The organism is Lactobacillus taiwanensis, from assembly GCF_017894345.1.
GTDB lineage: Bacteria > Bacillota > Bacilli > Lactobacillales > Lactobacillaceae > Lactobacillus > Lactobacillus taiwanensis.
The window spans coordinates 1875208-1893948 of record NZ_CP059276.1 but is presented as its reverse complement, the minus strand read 5'-3'; the positions used below and the strand labels follow the sequence as shown (position 1 = coordinate 1893948).

The window sequence follows — 18741 nt, the reverse complement described above, 5'->3', positions numbered from 1 at the left end:
AAAAATTCCTCCAAATACTGTATTATCCACAGAATAAGTCAAAATAAGTTTAGCATGAATTAAAAAAGTTTTCCACAAGTAATAAAAGAAACTAACATATTCACAGTGCTGTGGAAAATAAAAAGATAAAAATCCACCAGGGCATGAAATAAAATTTCATAAAATAATTATCCACAGTATCTTGTGGGACTTTATTATGCTATAAATCAATGTTTGAATATCTTTTTATTAGATTATACACAGGGTGTTTATTATATTCTAAACAGGGTGTGAATTGTGCATAACTTTGAGAATTATGCTGTTAATAAAAATAGATAGAAAAAACAAAATAAAGATATCCACAAATTGAAACTAGAAAAATCTTTTAAAAACACTTTTCTTTTCAGGAAAATTTTGATAAGGACTTGGTTTTTTTGTTTAAATATGCTATTCTATCTTAGAAATTGTGCTTATTAAGCATTGAAAAACGGAGGTGCAACATTAATGTCAACTAAGAGAACTTACCAACCTAAGAAGCGTCACCGTTCACGCGTTCACGGTTTTATGAAGCGTATGGCTACAGCAAACGGCCGTAAGGTTTTAGCAAGACGCCGTAAAAAGGGTAGAAAAGTCTTATCTGCTTAAGCCACTGAAGCTCAGTGGTTTTTTTAATTTAAGTAAGGATGAACCAGAGTGAGAAAAAGCTACCGTGTAAAAACTGAACGAGACTTTCAAAAAGTTTTTAAGGAAGGTCAGTCAATGGCTAATAGAGGCTTTGTTGTCTATACCTTACCTAAAGAAAACCAAAAGCATTTTCGTGTTGGAATTTCTGTAGGGAAAAAAGTAGGTCATACCGCGGTAGCAAGAAATCGCCTAAAAAGGTTTATTCGTGCTACACTGACGGACCTTAAGCCTGAGATAAGATCTGATTTAGACTTTCTAGTAATTGCTCGACCTTATGCACGTGATTTTGATATGGTACGAACCCAAAAAAATCTTATTCATGTGCTAAGGCTAGCTAAAGTCTTATCAAACGAAGAGACGGAAATTGAGGAAAAGTAGAGTGAGAAATCATTTGTCGAAGAAAAATTGGAAACTTATTCTATTAGGTTTAGGGATGCTTACCTTAGCTTTAGTAGTTACAGGTTGTGCATCAACTAATGGATCAAGTGTTGCTCCTATTTCTCATACTAGTGGCAATTGGTGGGATCGGTATATTGTTTACTATATTTCCCAATTTATTCTTTGGATTGCAAGTTTAGTTCATGATTCGTATGGTTGGGCAATCATTATCTTTACTATTATAGTAAGAGTAATTTTGCTACCATTGAATGCCATTTCTATTAGAAGCATGGCTAAGCAACAAAAAGTGCAACCACAGATGGATGCATTGCGTAAAAAATATCCTGGTAAGGATGTTGAGTCACGTCAAAAGCTACAAGAAGAAACTAGTAAGCTGTATAAAGAAGCAGGTATTAATCCATATACTGGATGTTTACCAATGCTAATCCAGCTTCCAGTTATGTATGCTTTGTACCAAGCAATTTGGCGGACGCCACAGTTGCAGAATGGTCGGTTTTTGTGGATGGATTTGGGACGTCCCGATCCATATTACATCATGCCTATCTTGGCAGCTGTATTTACTTTTATGAGTACATACATCAGTCAGATGTCAACGCCTCAATCCTCGCAAAATGGAATGACTAAAGGAATGACATATTTGATGCCTCTTATTATTGGGGTTTCAGCAATTGGTATCCAATCTGCAATTTCCCTTTACTGGGTGATTTCAAACTTATTCCAAGTAGTTCAGACTTTTATTTTGCAAAATCCATTCAAGTATCAACGTGAATTAGAAGAGCAAAAGAAGGCTGAACGTGAACGTCAGCGCCAAGTTCGTCGCGCATATAAACGTTTGGGACGTAAAAAACAAAAATAAATTATCTTTAATTTTAAGATAAAGTAGTCAAAGTGCTTTATCCATCATTATTTGTTGTAGTGGTGGAGTGGGCACTTTTTTTATTTAGATATTTATGTAGGTGAAAAAATGGCACAAGTATTAACGCAATTTGATACAATCGCTGCAATTTCTACTCCTATTGGCGAAGGAGGAATTTCAATTGTTCGTTTGTCTGGTGAAGATGCTGTAGCGATTGCTAATAAGCTTTTTAAGGGAGCAGATTTGAGTAAAGTTCCTACTCATACAATTCATTATGGACACATTATTGATCCTAAAACAAAAGAAGTTATTGATGAAACGATGGTCAGTGTACTTCGTGCGCCAAAAACATTTACTAGGGAAGACATAGTAGAAATAAATTGCCATGGAGGAATGATTGTAACTAACGATATTTTGCAGCTACTTTTAGCAAATGGGGCTAGGATGGCTGATCCAGGCGAATTTACTAAGCGCGCGTTTATGAATGGGCGGATTGATTTAACTCAGGCTGAGTCAGTAATGGATATTGTTAGAGCTAAAACTGATAAATCTCGTCAAGTAGCTATGACTCAATTGGCTGGTGGATTATTGGATAAAATTAAAGTAATGCGTCAAGAATTGTTGGATACGATGGCCCACGAAGAAGTGAATATTGATTATCCAGAATATGACATGGATGATTTAACTTCTCAAGAAATGAAAAAGAAAGCCCAAAAAGTTTCAAAACAAATCAACAAATTACTTGAGACTGCTCAAGAAGGAAAAATTATTCGTAATGGTTTAGCTACGGCTATTGTTGGTAGACCAAATGTTGGAAAATCTTCACTATTAAATTATTTAACTCAAGATGATAAAGCGATTGTAACTGATATCGCCGGAACAACTCGGGATACTTTAGAAGAATATGTTTCTGTGAAAGGCGTACCACTTAAATTGATTGATACTGCTGGTATTCACCATACAGAAGATAAGGTTGAGAAAATTGGAGTAGAACGTTCAAAAAAAGCTATTACAGAAGCTGATTTAGTGCTTTTGCTTCTCGATGCAAGTCAATATTTGACAGAAGAAGATAAAAAACTTCTGGATTTAACTGCTAATAAAAAGCGAATTATTATTTTGAATAAGCAAGATCTAGGAACAAAGATTTCCCGGGAAATGATTGAAAAAATTACGGATAATCCAATTATCGTTACTTCAATTTTGAAGCAAAAGAATATGGACGCACTTGAAAGTGCAATTGAAAAACTTTTCTTTAGTGGCATTGAAAATTCTCAAAACCAAATTTTAGTAACTAATCAAAGACAGGCTGGTCTTTTAGCTAAAGCTAGGCAGTCATTAGAAGATGTAGTAAATGGGATTGATGATGCGATGCCGTTAGATTTAGTTCAAATTGATTTAAAAAATGCATGGGATACTTTAGGTGAAGTTACTGGTGAAAGTGCGCCTGATGAATTAATTACACAATTATTTAGTCAATTCTGTCTTGGAAAGTAGGATAAATAATGAAGACTTACGAATCAAACGAGTATGACGTAATAGTCGTAGGAGCTGGTCATGCTGGTGTAGAAGCAGCATTAGCAGCAGCGCGAATGGGAAAAAAAACACTTCTTTTAACTATTAATCTGGATATGGTGGCTTTTATGCCATGTAATCCATCAGTTGGAGGACCAGCAAAAGGTACTGTTGTTCGCGAAATTGATGCTCTTGGCGGAGAAATGGGTAAAAATATCGATGCAACTTATATTCAAATGAGAATGCTTAATACTGGTAAAGGCCCTGCTGTTAGAGCTCTTCGTGCTCAAGCTGATAAGTGGCAATATCATGAACATATGAAAGATACTATTGAAAATGAACCTAATTTAACTTTACGTCAGGCTGTTGCTGATGAATTAATTGTTGAAGATGGTGTATGTAAAGGCTTAATAACTAATACTGGTGCAAAGTATTACGCTAAGAGTGTTGTGTTAACTACCGGAACAGCTGCCAGAGGAAAAATTATTATTGGTGAATTAACCTATTCATCTGGTCCTAATAATTCCTTGCCATCGATTAAGTTGCCAGAAAATCTTGAAAAGTTAGGCTTTAAATTACGTCGCTTTAAGACTGGAACTCCTCCACGTGTTGATGGTAATACAGTTGATTACTCGAAAACTCAGGAAGAACCAGGTGATAAGGAACCAAGACATTTTTCTTACACAAGTAAAGATAGCGATTATTTAAAAGATCAGATGTCTTGCTACATGACTTATACTAATACCGTAACTCATGACATTATTCGTGCAAATCTTGATCGTGCACCAATGTTTTCGGGCGTTATTAAAGGTGTAGGCCCTCGTTACTGTCCTTCAATCGAAGATAAAGTAGTTCGTTTTGCAGATAAGGATCGTCATCAAATTTTCTTAGAACCAGAAGGACGTAATACTAAAGAAATTTATGTTGGTGATTTTTCTACTTCAATGCCAGAAGAAGTACAATTAAAGATGCTTCACAGTGTTGCTGGATTAGAGAAAGCTGAATTAATGCGTCCAGGATATGCCATTGAATACGATGTAATTGAGCCATGGCAATTAAAGCATACTTTAGAAACTAAGAATATTAAGCATCTCTTTACTGCGGGTCAAATGAACGGAACATCGGGCTATGAAGAAGCAGCTGGACAAGGCTTAATTGCTGGAATTAATGCTGCTTTAAGTGCTCAAAATAAGCCTGGTTTTACCTTACAGCGTGATGAAGCATATATTGGTGTTTTAATTGATGACTTAGTAACTAAAGGAACAAATGAGCCATATCGTCTACTTACTAGTAGAGCAGAATATCGGCTTCTTCTTAGACATGATAACGCAGATCTACGCTTAACTGAAAAAGGTCATAATTTAGGATTAATTTCAGAAGAACGTTATGCGAAATTTGAAGTTAAAAAGAAGGCTATTTCCCAGGCAATGGAAGCTATTAAAAAAGTAACTATTCATCCTACAGATGAAGTTCAAGATTATCTCGCTAGTGTTAAGCAGGATAGACTAAATGCTGGCGTTAGTGGCGCAGACTTCTTAAAACGTCCCCGTGTGACTTTTGATGCAGTTGAGAAATTAAGTGGAGAAACTTTAGCTACTGATCGTTACGTAAAAGAACAAGTAGAAATTGCTCTGAAATATGAAGGCTATATTAAGAAAGAAAAGACTTTAGTTGATCGTTTGCATCGTCTTGAATCAAAGAAGATTCCAGTAGATATTGATTACAATGCGATTCCAAGTTTGGCTACTGAAGCACGTCAAAAATTTGAAAAAATTCGTCCTGAATCGATTGCCCAAGCGGAAAGAATCTCAGGTGTTAATCCAGCCGACTTAGCGATTTTAACTGCATATATTCAACAAGGAAGAATTGCAAAAATCAAAAAATAAATACTTACTTAAAGCAAAAAAATTAAAAAAGTTTTTTGCTTTTTTGTTGAGTATGATCACTTAATCACACTTTGAAAGTGCATTCGAATAATAAGTTAGAAGAAAAGATAAAAAAGTTTGTGAAGTAATTATTTTTAAAAATGATCAAAATAGTGATATAGAGCTGTTGGCAAACGCTTTCAATTAGTTAACAAATGTGCTTTAATCAAAGTGTAAGAAAAATCATTAAGGAGATGCTTATATACTATGACAAAGATTAGCGGCTCAGATGCAATGTTCCAAGTCTTATATGATTGGGGTATTGATCATATATACGGTTTTCCAGGCGGTTCATTTGACTCAACAATGAATGCAATTCATAACTGGAAAGAAAAGATAAAATTTATTGAAGTAAGACATGAAGAAGCTGGTGCTTTAGCAGCTTCTGCTGAATATAAGATTAGTGGCAAAGTTGGAGTTTGTTTTGGTTCTGCTGGCCCAGGTGCTGTTCACCTGATGAATGGTCTTTATGATGCCAAATATGATAAGACACCAATGGTTGCAATTGTGGCTAACGTTCCAACTAGTCGTCAAGATATCGACTTCTTCCAAGCCTTTGATGAAAAACCATGGTTTGATCCAGTTGCGGTTTGGAATCACCAAGCAAAGACTGCAGAATCTATTCCAGTTTTGATGGATGAAGCAATTCGTCAAGCTTACCAAAGAAAAGGTCCAGCAGTTTTAATCTTACCTAAGGACTTTGGTTGGGATAAAATTGAAGACAACTTCCGTAATAATGCGGCAGCTCACAAAGTTGTGCCTAACTTCCCTGCACCACGCAAAGAACAACTTGATAAGGCACTTGAATTAATTAAGAATGCTGAAAATCCAATTGTTTACTTCGGTCATGGTGCGCAAGATGCGAGTGCAGAATTAAAGGAATTTTCTAATAAATTCAAGATGCCTTTAGTTTCCTCAGTCTTGGGTAAGGGAATTGTTGAAGACGAGTTCCCAGCATATATGGGCTCAATTGGTCGTGTTGGTGCTAAACCAAGTAATGATATTCAAACTCATGCTGATTTAGTTGTTTGGGTAGGTAATAACTCTCCATTCTCTATCTTCTTCTTCAATCCTAAGGCAAAAGTAATTCAAATTGATATTAATTCTGAAAGATTAGGCAAACGTCATGCTGTAACTGTTCCAATGTTAGCAGATTCTAAGAAGACTTTGCATGCTTTAATTGAAGCGGGCGAAAATCGTTCAGAGTCTCCATTGTATAAGGCAGCGCTTGCTGATCGTGAAAACTGGGAGGCTTGGATTGAAAGCTTTAACAATTCAGATGAAATGCCGATGAGAGTTGAGCCAATCTTTGATGTAATTAATAAAAAGGCAGCTTCAGATGCAGTATTTGCAGTTGATGTTGGTAACGTAAATATTAACTTTGACCGCTTAATGCATTTGCATGATGATCAAAAGTGGACTACTTCTGGTTTATACGCAACTATGGGATATGGGGCTCCTGCTTCTTTAGCAGCAGCAACTATTTATCCAAACCGTGAAGTATGGAACTTAGCTGGTGATGGCGGTTTTGCAATGATGAACCAAGAGCTTTTAACTCAAGCACGCTACAACATGCATGTTATCAATGTAGTCTTTACAAATGAAACTTTAGGTTACATTGAAGCTGAACAAGTTGATGAATCGCATCAACCATTGTCAGGGGTTATTTTGCCAGATAATGATTGGGCTATGTCTGCTGAAGGTATGAATGTAAAAGGCTTTACTGTTCGTACCAAGAGAGAATTTGAAGATGCAGTAAACGCTGCTCAACAAATGGAAGGTCCAGTTTTAATTGACTGTAAGATTACTCATGAAATGCCATATTCAACTGAATTAAATACTTTAGATGATCCAGCATTTGTTGAAAAATATGATGCTCAAGCTTTAAAGCCATTTAGTTACTTTGCTGGTAAATATGGTGTTGAAGCTGATGCTGCATCAGGTGCTTCTGAACATACTGAGCCAGAAGCAGTAGAAGCTAAGGAAGACGCTTCATCAGGTGCATCCCGTCATTAATTTCCTAGGAAATAATTAAGTAAAGAGTTCACATAGTTGAACTCTTTATTTTTTTGATAAAAAGTAAGCAAAGTTGTGCGAAATTTGTAATAAAAAAGTATACTAGTAGATGAATGAATTTTATTAAATTATGTGGAGGCAAAAATATGCAACAATTTGGGGTTATTGGCTTGTCCGTTATGGGTAAAAACCTTGCCTTAAACGTTAAAAACCATGGATACTCTGTCTCTGGGTTTTCGATTGATAAACCAGAGGTCGATGCTTTAGCAAAATATGAAGATAAAGATTTAAAGCCAACTTATACTTGGGAAGAATTTGTTAATTCACTAGAAAAGCCACGTAAAATCTTAGTTCAAATTATGGCTGGAAAACCAGTTGATGAAACTTTACAAAAATTATTGCCTCTTTTAGATAAGGGCGATATTGTGATTGATGGTGGTAATTCTAATTTTCATGATACTAATCGTCGCTATAAAGAAATGGAAAAGCATGGTATTCACTTTATCGGAATGGGTGTATCTGGCGGTGAAGAAGGTGCTTTGAATGGACCAGCCTTAATGCCAGGTGGGGACGAAAAAGCCTATGAAGAAGTATCCCCAATTCTTGAAGCTATGGCCGCAAAAACACCTACTGGTCAACCTTGTGTTGGTTATATTGGACCAGCTGGAAGTGGTCACTATGTGAAGATGGTTCACAACGGTATTGAATATGGTATTATGCAAGTTATTTCTGAAGTATACGATGTTTTGCGTACTGTTGGTCACTATTCAAATGATGAAATGAGCGAAATTTTTAAGAATTGGGATAAAGGCGCACTTCAAGCTTATTTAATTGAAATCACTGCTAAGGTTTTGAAGCAAAAAGATGATTTAACTGATGATCATATTATTGATCATATTTTAAATGAAGCTTCTTATAAGGGAACTGGTAACTGGATGCTTGAAGACGCAATTCGTCTTGGTGCCCCAATTACTGTTATTGCAGAAGCTGTTCTTGCACGTTTCATGTCAAAAGCAACTTTAAGAGATGATCCTGAACCAAAGATTGATCCAGAAAAGGCTCCAAAAGACTTGGTTGATCAACTTGCAAAAGCTTTATACTTAGCAATGGCTGTTTCATATGGCCAAGGATTTGAACAATTAACTATGGCTGCAAAAGCTTATAACTGGCGTTTGCATTACTCAACTATTGCTCAAAACTGGGAAGCTGGTTGCATTATTCGTTCTCAAATGCTTCATGATATTAAGTTTGCCTACAATTCTGATAAAGATTTACCAAACTTATTTAAGGCTCCATTCTTTGATAAGGTAAAGAAAGAAAATATTGGTGCTCTTAGAGAAATTGTGAAAATTGCTGCTGATGCTGGCGTACCAACACCAACTCTTAGTGCAGCTTTGAACTACTTAGAATCAATCTTTAACCCACGTTTACCTCAAAATATTATTCAAGGACAACGTGATTACTTTGGTGCTCACACTTACCAAAGAAACGATCGTCCGGGTACTTTCCATACTGAATGGTATGAAGAAAAATAATAATGTTTCACATGAAACTGAAAAGTCACTACATTAGTAGTGGCTTTTTGCGTTAAAATAGAACAGTATTTAAAAGTAGGGATGTGGGTAAGGATGAGAAAAGAAGAAAAAAGCAATCTTAAGTTAATGCTTCAAGCTTTGATTGTTGGATTGATTGCAGGAACAGTAGTTGGATTGTTTAGGTTTGGAATTGAAAAGACTTCTACTTTTTGGTTATATCTCTTTAAGCAAGCTCATAAAAATTCGGCTTGGTTTATTGCAATCGTAATTGGTTTAGCAGCAGTTGGAATTATTGCAGGTTACTTTGTAAAACAGTATCCTCATGTTGGTGGATCAGGTATTCCAGAAGTTAAACTGCAACTTCAAGGTAAATTACAACTTAAGTGGTGGCAAATTCTTTGGAGAAAACTTATTGGTGGTATTTTGGTAATCGGGACTGGTTTATTCCTAGGTCCGGAGGGACCATCACTTCAACTAGGCTCTTCTATCGGTCAAGGACTTGGAGAAAAACTAAAGCAGAATAAATACAATCAACGTGTTCTACTTGCTACTGGGGCCGCTAGTGGTTTATCAGCTGCTTTTGGTGCACCACTTAGTGGAGCTTTGTTTGTTTTAGAAGAAATCTTTCATAATTTCTCTCCTCGTGTTTGGATGAATGCTTTAGTTGGTGCTATTGCTGCTAATTTTATGGTGTCAAACTTTTTTGGAATTCATCCAGCTCTTGCCTTACCGTATAAACATGCCTTTCCTTTAGGTTTATATTGGCATTTAATTATTTTAGGTGTTATTTTAGGATTACTGGGGCATTTTTATAAAAAAGGATTATTTGGATTAAAAAAAGTTTATTTGAAAATCACATGGTTACCAAGATGGCTTCATGGATTAATTCCGTTAGCTATTTTAGTTCCGATTATGTATTATTGGCCATTAATTACGGGACCAGGTAATCGATTAATTTTATCTATGCCTACTATGCTTACAAAAACAGGCTGGGCATTGGTAGGAATGCTTGCTTTTTACTATGTAATGCGAATTGCTTTTTCAATTGTTTCTTATGATTCAGGCTTACCTAGTGGCATTTTTCTGCCTATTTTGACAATGGGAGCTTTGGTTGGAGCGGCCTATGGTATGTTAATGGTTCAATTAGGACTAATGCCAGCTCATTTAGTAATTAATTTGGTTATTTTCTCAATGGCTGGCTACTTTGCTGCAATTATTCGAGCACCGTTTACGGCAATTATTTTAATTACTGAAATGGTTGGATCGCTACTTCATTTAATGCCATTAGCAGTTGTGGCATTTATTGCTCTGCTGGTTGATCAAGTATTAGGTGGCAAGCCAATTTATGATAGTTTGGCAAATGCAATGATGCCAGCTACTAAAGCTGAGACAGTTGCTGGAGAAGAGGATGAACTTGATATTCCAGTTTATGAAAATAGCAAATTGGTAGATCAAGAGATTAAAAGTATTGCTTGGCCCGATAATGTTTTAGTGAGAACGATTAGAAGAGGAAGCCAAGAAATTATCCCACATGGTGATACAGTGATTGCGGCGGGAGATTTATTGGTTTTAGGTGTGGACCATAATCAACGTGCAGCAGCGTATGATGCTATCCGTAAACTACAGGATGTTGAATTAGATGGATAAGAAAAAGACTACAATTTAGATTTATTACAATCTTTGTTGTAGTCTTTTATTTATTTGTTTTTCAATTTTTTCCAGGCTTTTTTAGAGCCACGATTTAAATCTCTGTTTAATTTATATTCTTGCCAATCTTGAACAAATAATAAATCGAGATTATAACCTGTAGGATAAAGTTCCTCAGCTTTCCGAACTAATTTTGCTCCTTTTAAGGGTACAGTTTCAAAAGCCTTATTAACGAAAATCACAATCTGATTAGCTATATCAGAGTTCTCGTAGAAGAGGACTTCTTGGTGATATTTTGGCACTTTGATTCGATCACCTTTTTTAAAAGAAGGTAGAGACTTAATTTTTTTCTGTTTATTTTTAAATTTAATACTAGCTTGTCTTAGAGGAAAGATACCAGTATTTAAGAAATCTTTAGCTTCCGACAATACGTCTTCTGGCATCCCACTTTTCTCTGCAATCCAGAGAGCCCGACTAGCACCCACTTGATTTAAAAGTAGTTTATATGTGGGATGTAGTGTTTGTAAGTCAAAATCCATTGCTGCTGTAACAAAAGCAGGATTTTTAGTCGAATAATCTTTTATAGCGCTATAGTGGGTGGTCGCTAAGATTAGGCAACCTTTCAGTTGTAGTGTTTGTAAAAGAGCAATAGCGAGTGCTGCACCTTCATTGGGATCCGTTCCACTACCTAGTTCATCTAACAAAATCAGACTACTTGGAGTAGCTTTTTGAACAATCTTTGCCATTTTTTTCATTTCAGCAGAAAATGTTGAAAGGGAGTTATCTAAATCTTGATGATCACCAATTGAAGTATAGATTTCAGTCATAATTGGAATAGAACACGGTGCTGTACTAGGTAAGAAGAGACCAAATTCAGTCATTGCAGTGGCTAAACCAACAGTTTTGAGTGTGACAGTTTTCCCACCTGCATTCGGTCCAGTAATAATTAAGCCATGTTTAGTTGGATCTAACTTAAGAGATAGAGGAACGGGGTTACTTAACAAGGGATGCTTCATTCCATTCAATTGAAGCTCATTTTGTTCATTTAAAATTGGTCGTTTGCCACCAATAGCATGCGAATATTTTGCGCGTGCTAAGATACAATCTAGATCAACAATAACGTTAAGATTGGCTTCAAAATTAGGTAGTTTATTATAGACTTTAGCTGTTAAATTCCCCAAAATTTGAGATTCAATTAAGTAAATCTGATTTTCAACTCTAGTTTTTTCTTGGGTAAGGTGAAGGATCTTAGTTGGCTCAATGAAAACAGTTGTCCCATTATTAGATTGATCAATAATATTTCCACCAAAAGTATGCTTAAAGCTTGCCCTAACAGGAAGAGTATAGTGATTATCTTTTTGAATAATCTGAAAATCTTGCAACATTGATTGGTACTTTTTTGTCTGTAAGTATTTCTGTAGGGTTTCTTTGATAGTTGTATTTAATTTGCCACTTCTTTGGCGTAGTTTAGTCAGCTCTTTATCTGCTCGGTCTGAAACCTGTCCGCGCTCAATATCTTGATAAATTAATTCTTCTAATCTATCTAGAATAGTTAACGTATCACAATAGCTGACCATAATTGGAGCATTGATTCTTTGTTTATCAAAAAAGCGTACTAATAAGCGGGTAACCCTAATAAAGTCAGCAACTTGTTCTAGTTCGCGGGGATTTAAGATATATCCCTTTTTCACTTTATTGATAATTGGGGTAAAGGCATCTGAACTAATAAAAGGAATGTGTAGGCCGTGATCTAAAATCCAGAGCATTTCTTCCGTTTCGTCTAATAATGCATTTGCCTTAACTAAGCTAGTTGTAAGGGGCTGAGCTAAAATTTTATCCTTAGCTTCTGGTGAAACGGCACAGTGGGCTACAAGTTTACGTACACGTGAAAATTCGATTTCGTCAGTATTATTCAATTTTTTATTTTTCTCCTTAAGAAAATAGATTTTAAATATGGTTTTCTCAAGGGAAGGTATATTAGTCCCTTGAGACTAAAATACAATTAGCATCATATAGCAATATGTCCTTTTCTAAATTATTGATTTCAATGATATAACATTTTTAGAAAAAAATCATTATAAATTAGGGTAAATAAAAACTCTCAAATTTATATTTGAGAGTAAAACTATTAATTAACAATTTTTTTGACTTATAATACCTTTTTTAGCTTGCTCGGCAAGAAAGCTTGCCTTAGCAATCTTAACAGCACCAGTTAAGATGCCAGAATCGTTACGAAGGCGTAAGGTAGTATCGTGGATATCTAGAACCAAGTTATCACCTAAAAAAGCTAAATCATAGTCAGAAGTATAAATTTCAAAATTAGCATTATTTTCAATTTTTACTGAGTAGCGTGGATCGTGTTTCATTGTATCGAGCGAGATTAATGAATAATCCATTCCGATATTACATGATCCGCCTTCAATTGAGTAGTCGCCACCACCGCCATCAACAATTAAAAGTATTTCATGTTTGTTATAACCACGTTTTTTAAGAAAATCGATTGCATCTTGGCTAATTGTCATTTTTACCATAGTACCCTCTCCTAACTCTTTCTATTTTTATTTTAGAAAAAAGTAGAACAGAATCAATTATTTTGCTTAAATTTTGGTGAAGTTTCAGGTGCCCAAATTAAGCAGATAATAAAGGCAGTCAAAAGAACAATTGCGCAGATTAGCATTGATAAGCTTGCACCACCTTGATTAGTCAAAATAGGCAGTAAAAAGGTTCCTGCCGCAGCACCAAATCTGCTGATAGTAATACAAGTTCCAACTCCGGTTCCGCGAACCTTAATATCGAATAGTTCAGTTGGGTATGAGTAATCAAGTACTAAACCAGAAGATAAGATAATCGCAAAAATACAAAAGATAGCAAGTTGAATATTGGAATTAAGGCTTTTATTAATAGCTAAAAAGCCGATTAGGATACCTGAAAGTAAAAAGTTGCTGATAAGGAATGCGCGTCGACTAATTCTGTTAAAAAGTAAGATTCCTAAAATGACGCCGATAAACATACCACCATTGTAGATAATCCCAGAAATCTTTTGATCGGTAACATGCATACTTTGTAAAAGAATTGGAAGGAAAATACTGATACCAAAGAATGCAAAGGCTTGGCAAGCATAAAAGAGACCACCGACTAGAGTACGACGTAAATATTTCCCGGAAAATAATGTTGTCCATGAAACTTCTTTGATAGGCTTAGCCTTTTTTAGTTTTTTAGAAATTCCCCATTTGCGACCCATGTGCTTTTTAATAACTTTATTAGCTGTTTTGATCTTACCACGACTCGCAAGCCAGCTAGGGGATGCAGGTAAAGGAAAAATAGATCTAAAAATAGCTGCAATAAATGCTGGAATAGCACCAGTTGCTAAAATAATTTGCCAAGTATGTGAACCAAGGTCCGTAATGAAAGTACCTGCTATATATGAAGCAATAAATCCAATTGTCCAGTAAATAAGCAAATGACTTTGTTTTTTGCTGTCCTCTCCTTTAGGAAGCCATTCAGTTAAAAGGGCATTTCCAACAGTATAGTCAACAGCAATCATTAATCCAATCAGTACTCTGATGATGAAAAGAAAGAGAAAATCATTAATTAATAACTGTGTTAAAGATAAGGCGCCTAAAACATACATATTAATCATTAATAGTTTTCGTCTACCAATCTTATCGGATAAACGACCAATTAAGATACTACCTGCTAATCCAATTAAAGATCCTGCTCCAATTAATCCAGTCCAGAGATCACTAATTTGAATATATTTACTTGCATTAGAAAGAGCAGTACCAGATATACCTAAAGCAAAACCACAAGCGATTTGACCTAATACTACTGCAATAAATACTCGTAAGTGAATAGACATGAGGGGAGCTTTTTTATAATTCTTCTTTTCTTTGACGTCCTTGGTATTGTTTTGATTTTCTTTTAGCATAACATGAGTTAAATCATCTAGATTAACTCGAAAAAATCCTCCTTAAAAATTTATAGTATACATTCCACCCTAACAAAGATTTTAAATTGATGCAAAATTAAGTTAATTTTTTATTAGATATTTACAATTATTTAATGGCATGCTAATATTACTTAAAATTAAGAAGGGTAGTAATAAGATGAGATTGCGTAGAAAAGCTAGCCAATTTGGTCATTAATCAGGAGCTATTTCTCCTGATATTTTATATAGAATTTAGGTTAGTTATGTCAGAAGAAGTAATTATTAGAAAATATAAAAATACGGACTATGTCCAATTATGTAAAGTACATGATGAAGCGAGAATGCAGGAATTAATTGTAGGTAATGTAGTTGATCTGTATGCTCCACTTGAGGTTGCGATATATAAAGGAGAACTATTTTCAGAAACAATTTATGTAGCTGAGGTTAATAATCGGATAGTAGGTTTTGTTGCTTTTAAGGAGAACGAACTGGGCTATATTTATGTACTAAAAGACTTTCAAGGAAAAGGGATTGGTGGTAAATTATTGGATACTGTAATTCCTTATTTAGAACGTCCAGCTTTTTTAGAAGTCTTTCCTTCAAATATCAAAGCAAAAAGGTTATATAAGAGTCGCGGATTTGTAGAAGAGACTAAAGAAAAAATGATTTTAGATTAAATTTAATAAGAAAAATAGAAACGGCCAGTGAACATAATTCACTGGCCGTTTTGAAGTTATTAATAATATTAATTCTTTTTATAGAAAGTTTCTTCTACTGCATGAGTGATTGCAATCTTATCATGAGCGTAAGATAAGCCACCTTGAATGTATAGACGATAAGGCGCACGAAGGGGGCCATCGGAAGATAATTCAATGGTAGAACCTTCAGTAAAGCTACCTGAAGCCATAACAACATCATCTTCATAACCATCTTGGTGGTATGGAATAGGATCAACGAATGAGTTCATTGGTGAATAGTGTTGAATTGCAGCACAGAATTTAACCATTGGATCCGGTTCACCGAAGGTTACAGTTTGAACGATATCGGTTCTTGGATCATTCCACTTAGGAGTAACTTTCATTCCCATCTCTTCGCAAAGCGCAGCCGTATATATCATACCTTTTAGGGCTTCGCCAGTAGTGTGAGCTGCCATAAAGAATCCTTGGTACATGTCTCTTAAATAGCCCCATGTAGCGCCTTCGCCTTTACCAGCGCCAGGTACATTAAGACGAGAACCAGCACCTTCGATAAGATCCTTTTTACCAACTAAGAAAGCACCAGCTTTAACAATACCAGCACCGGCATTCTTAAATAAAGATCCTGCCATCATATCAGCACCGTAGAAAGTTGGCTCTTCTGTCTCAGAAAATTCACCATAGCAGTTATCAACGAAAATCTTTACATCAGGACGAACTTCTTTGATGAATTTAAGCATCTTCTTGATTTTTTCCATTGTGAAGCTTGCACGTACGGCGTAACCAAGAGAGCGTTGAATCGTTACGACTTTGATCTTGGGATCTTGCAAGTCTTTTCTAGCCTGGTCATAGTCTACTTCGCCATTATCAAGTAAATCGGTATGCTTAAAGTCAATACCCCATTCTTTCATGTTACCTGGTTTGTTACCAGCTAAACCAATAACTTCTTGAATTGTGTCGTATGGCATACCCGTTAAGTAGTAGAGGGTATCACCAGGACGAAGCATACTGAAAAGTCCAACAGCAATTGCATGAGTTGCTGAAGAAAATTGTGGACGTACTAATGCGTCGTCAGTCTTAAAATAATCTGCATACATTGCTTCAAGCTTATCGCGGCCTACATCATCATAGCCGTAACCAGTTGAAGGGACTAAGTCTTCTTCTCCTACGCGGTGCTTTCTAAACAAGTCTAAAACGCGTTGTTGATTATAAAATACTTGCTCGTCAATTTCTTCTAGACGAGGTTCAATCATTTTGTCGACTTTATCGACTTTTTCTTTTAATTTGATTGGTAAGTTTTCTTTCCAAGATAAAACCATTAATTTTTCTCCTTTAATACTTCTGCTTGTACTCTTATTTTACCATCTGATTTTTGATTCCAATATACTCCTTGAATTTCGGGAACAAAGCCAGGGAAACGTTCAATAGCTTCTACTAAAACTTTAAAGTACTTTTGATCAATGTCGCTCCATTTTTCTCCTGGTGCAACAATAAAGACCCCGGGTGGATAAGGAAGCGCACCTTCTGCGGCTATTCTATCCTTAACCTCATCTAGGTTAACTAACTCGCTTTTATTTTTCATAAAGAGATAGTCAGCATGTTCTGGAGTCATTGGATAATTTTGCATGTCCGGTTTAGCAAATAGTTCTTGTTGTAATGTGAAAGTTTTATTTCCCCGGTAATAATTATGCATTTCCTGGCAAAGTTGCTTTAAAGTATAACCTTTGTAGCGATCACCATATACCTTAGCCAATTTAGGTAATACTTTTTCTAATGGTGCATCTTCATCGTAGTAATGTTCAAATTCTAGAAATGCATTAAGTAATGTATCTAATTCCGCTTTTGTATCGCCAGGGGTAAGTAAGAAGAGCAGTGAGTATAGATCATCTTTTGCGCGAATAATTCGCTTCTCCATTAAGAATTCAGCTACTACTGGGCCTGGAATACCTGTATCTTCATATTTTGCTTTTTTAACATCAATACCGGGTGTGACTACTGTAATCTTTAGTGGATCAAGCATTGCTTGTCCCGTTGCAATTTTACTAAAGCCATGCCAAAGATTATTTGGATCAAAATTCCAATATTTTTCATTGGTGGCTAACTCCTCAGTACTAATATTTTCGAAGTTATCAATTACTAATGGTCTAAATAATTTGGACTTTCTAATTAATTCTTTACGCCATTCGATTCCTAATCGTAAAATCTTATCCCACCATTTTTTGTTACCTTCACCACTAGTTAAGTAGGAATTGACTGTTAGAGAAGCATAAAGAGGGTAAGAATAACTAGAAGTTACAAATTTAAGATAAGCATGGTTAAAGTGTTTATGGTCAACATAACGCTCTTGTCCTTTAATATGAGCATCTTTTTTTAGTATTTGAGAAGCTTGTCCCATACCAGCCTGTTGCTTATGAAGCGATTGAGTTACTAAGATTCCTGGATCTTCTGGTCCAAATTCTAAATTAAGAGGAGACAAGTGATTCATAACTGGGACAAATTGTTCAAAGCCGCCCCAAGCACAATCGAATAAAATATAGTCGCAAAGCTTGCCAATCTTGTTAATCATCCATTTAGCATCATAAAAAAGACCATCATAAGTTTCTGATTGAATAATAGCTAGTCTAAAGGGACGCTTGGCTTTTGCTTTTTCAGGAGCGATTTTAGCAACTTCAGCACGAATTTTTTCTTCGCTTAAAAAATCAGGATTCATCTCGCCGATTAATCCCAGTGCATTTCGGTCAGTTGGAATATAAACTGGTTTTGCGCCACTCATTACTAGCGCACTGTTATACAGTGATTTATGGTTGTTGCGGTCAAAAAGGACTAAATCGTCTCTTGTGAGGAGTGCACTAGCACAAATTGAATTAGCACTAGTTGTACCATTAGTACAAAAATAAACTTTATCGGCGTGGTAAGTTTCAGCAGCCTTTTGTTCAGCAGTTAGCGGTGTCCCTTCATGTGTCATCGTATCACCCAGTTCAGGAACAGTGTCGCTCGTATCTGCAAACATTAGATTTTTACCAAAAAAACGGTTAAAGACAACACCGGCAGGATGTTTTTCATAATATAAACCATTATGATGCCCTGGCGTTGTAAAGCTGACTGGATGTTCTTCAGCGAAGTTTACTAAATCAGTTAAAAAGCCGGGAACCATTTCTTTAGTATAATTATTAGCTGCACTAATTATTTTTTCTTTTTCATTATTAGAAATTGTTTCATGTGAAACTTTAAGAATAGGAATTCCAAGGCCAGATGTCTTTTGTAAATCTTGAGCAGTTTTAAGACTATCTTGATCAGTATCTGCTACAACGATTGCGGCAAGTTCACTAGCTTGAGGATTATCGTTCAAATTAGTAGTTTGCCATGAATTAAAACTATTATTTTTAAGTCCATTGCTTAGCGCAATTTTTAGAAAATTCATTTAATCACCTTGTTTTCCTATATATTTTCTAAAATAGACTTGCAAATTTTTTATAAATCCTTATAATTTTGTGCGAACGTTTTTGTACGCAGTTTGATTTGCAAGTAGACTACGGCATAAATTATAGCGATTTATAGAGGATTT

General features: G+C 35.5%; 14 protein-coding genes. 9 read left to right on the top strand and 5 right to left on the bottom strand.

What is annotated here, in order from left to right:
* Window positions 1-483: 483 nt before the first annotated feature.
* From rpmH to H1A07_RS09220, 8 genes are all read left to right on the top strand, one after another.
* Complete coding sequence (gene rpmH / locus H1A07_RS09255; RefSeq protein ID WP_003648141.1) at window positions 484-624, top strand: 50S ribosomal protein L34; 141 nt, start codon at window positions 484-486, stop codon at window positions 622-624.
* A 48-nt stretch (window positions 625-672) separates the two neighbouring features.
* Window positions 673-1041, top strand: a complete 369-nt coding sequence (rnpA, locus tag H1A07_RS09250; protein ID WP_057718510.1) for a ribonuclease P protein component — start codon at window positions 673-675, stop codon at window positions 1039-1041.
* 1 nt (window position 1042) lies between these two features.
* On the top strand, window positions 1043-1918 hold the full coding sequence (locus tag H1A07_RS09245; RefSeq protein WP_057718511.1) for a YidC/Oxa1 family membrane protein insertase: 876 nt from the start codon (window positions 1043-1045) through the stop codon (window positions 1916-1918).
* Window positions 1919-2026: 108 nt separating this feature from the next.
* The gene (mnmE, locus tag H1A07_RS09240) at window positions 2027-3412 is read left to right on the top strand and encodes a tRNA uridine-5-carboxymethylaminomethyl(34) synthesis GTPase MnmE (RefSeq protein ID WP_094503107.1); all 1386 of its coding nucleotides are present in this window, start codon (window positions 2027-2029) and stop codon (window positions 3410-3412) included.
* Between the two features lie 8 nt (window positions 3413-3420).
* Window positions 3421-5316 (top strand): tRNA uridine-5-carboxymethylaminomethyl(34) synthesis enzyme MnmG, encoded by a 1896-nt coding sequence (gene mnmG, locus H1A07_RS09235; protein ID WP_210145016.1) that lies wholly within the window; start codon window positions 3421-3423, stop codon window positions 5314-5316.
* Between the two features lie 246 nt (window positions 5317-5562).
* Window positions 5563-7371, top strand: coding sequence for a pyruvate oxidase (spxB, locus tag H1A07_RS09230; RefSeq protein WP_210145015.1), 1809 nt, complete (start codon window positions 5563-5565; stop codon window positions 7369-7371).
* A 146-nt stretch (window positions 7372-7517) separates the two neighbouring features.
* Window positions 7518-8906 carry an NADP-dependent phosphogluconate dehydrogenase gene (gene gndA, locus H1A07_RS09225; RefSeq protein WP_210145014.1) on the top strand — a complete coding sequence of 463 codons (1389 nt, stop codon included), beginning with the start codon at window positions 7518-7520 and terminating at the stop codon, window positions 8904-8906.
* A 93-nt stretch (window positions 8907-8999) separates the two neighbouring features.
* A complete protein-coding gene (locus tag H1A07_RS09220) occupies window positions 9000-10553 on the top strand; it encodes a ClC family H(+)/Cl(-) exchange transporter (RefSeq protein WP_210145013.1) in 1554 nt (517 codons plus the stop codon).
* 50 nt (window positions 10554-10603) lie between these two features.
* Here the strand turns inward: H1A07_RS09220 and H1A07_RS09215 are convergent, their stop codons facing one another.
* From H1A07_RS09215 to H1A07_RS09205, 3 genes are all read right to left on the bottom strand, one after another.
* Window positions 10604-12469: an endonuclease MutS2 gene (locus H1A07_RS09215; protein ID WP_210145012.1), complete on the bottom strand. Its 1866-nt coding sequence runs from the start codon at window positions 12467-12469 to the stop codon at window positions 10604-10606.
* A 216-nt stretch (window positions 12470-12685) separates the two neighbouring features.
* Complete coding sequence (locus H1A07_RS09210) at window positions 12686-13084, bottom strand: iron-sulfur cluster biosynthesis family protein (protein ID WP_057718523.1); 399 nt, start codon at window positions 13082-13084, stop codon at window positions 12686-12688.
* A gap of 53 nt (window positions 13085-13137) precedes the next feature.
* Entirely contained in the window at window positions 13138-14481 is a 1344-nt protein-coding gene (locus H1A07_RS09205; protein ID WP_210145011.1) for an MFS transporter, read from the bottom strand.
* Window positions 14482-14744: 263 nt separating this feature from the next.
* Here H1A07_RS09205 and H1A07_RS09200 point away from each other — a divergent pair, with 263 nt between their 5' ends.
* The gene (locus tag H1A07_RS09200; protein ID WP_057718528.1) at window positions 14745-15158 is read left to right on the top strand and encodes a GNAT family N-acetyltransferase; all 414 of its coding nucleotides are present in this window, start codon (window positions 14745-14747) and stop codon (window positions 15156-15158) included.
* Window positions 15159-15226: 68 nt separating this feature from the next.
* On the opposite strand, the gene H1A07_RS09195 is transcribed toward H1A07_RS09200, so the two are convergent.
* Both H1A07_RS09195 and H1A07_RS09190 read right to left on the bottom strand, forming a co-directional pair.
* Window positions 15227-16495 (bottom strand): methionine gamma-lyase family protein, encoded by a 1269-nt coding sequence (locus H1A07_RS09195; protein ID WP_210145010.1) that lies wholly within the window; start codon window positions 16493-16495, stop codon window positions 15227-15229.
* The gene (locus tag H1A07_RS09190; protein WP_210145009.1) at window positions 16495-18597 is read right to left on the bottom strand and encodes a putative ornithine decarboxylase; all 2103 of its coding nucleotides are present in this window, start codon (window positions 18595-18597) and stop codon (window positions 16495-16497) included. The genes H1A07_RS09195 and H1A07_RS09190 overlap by 1 nt, the downstream gene beginning before the upstream one ends.
* Window positions 18598-18741 lie beyond the last annotated feature (144 nt).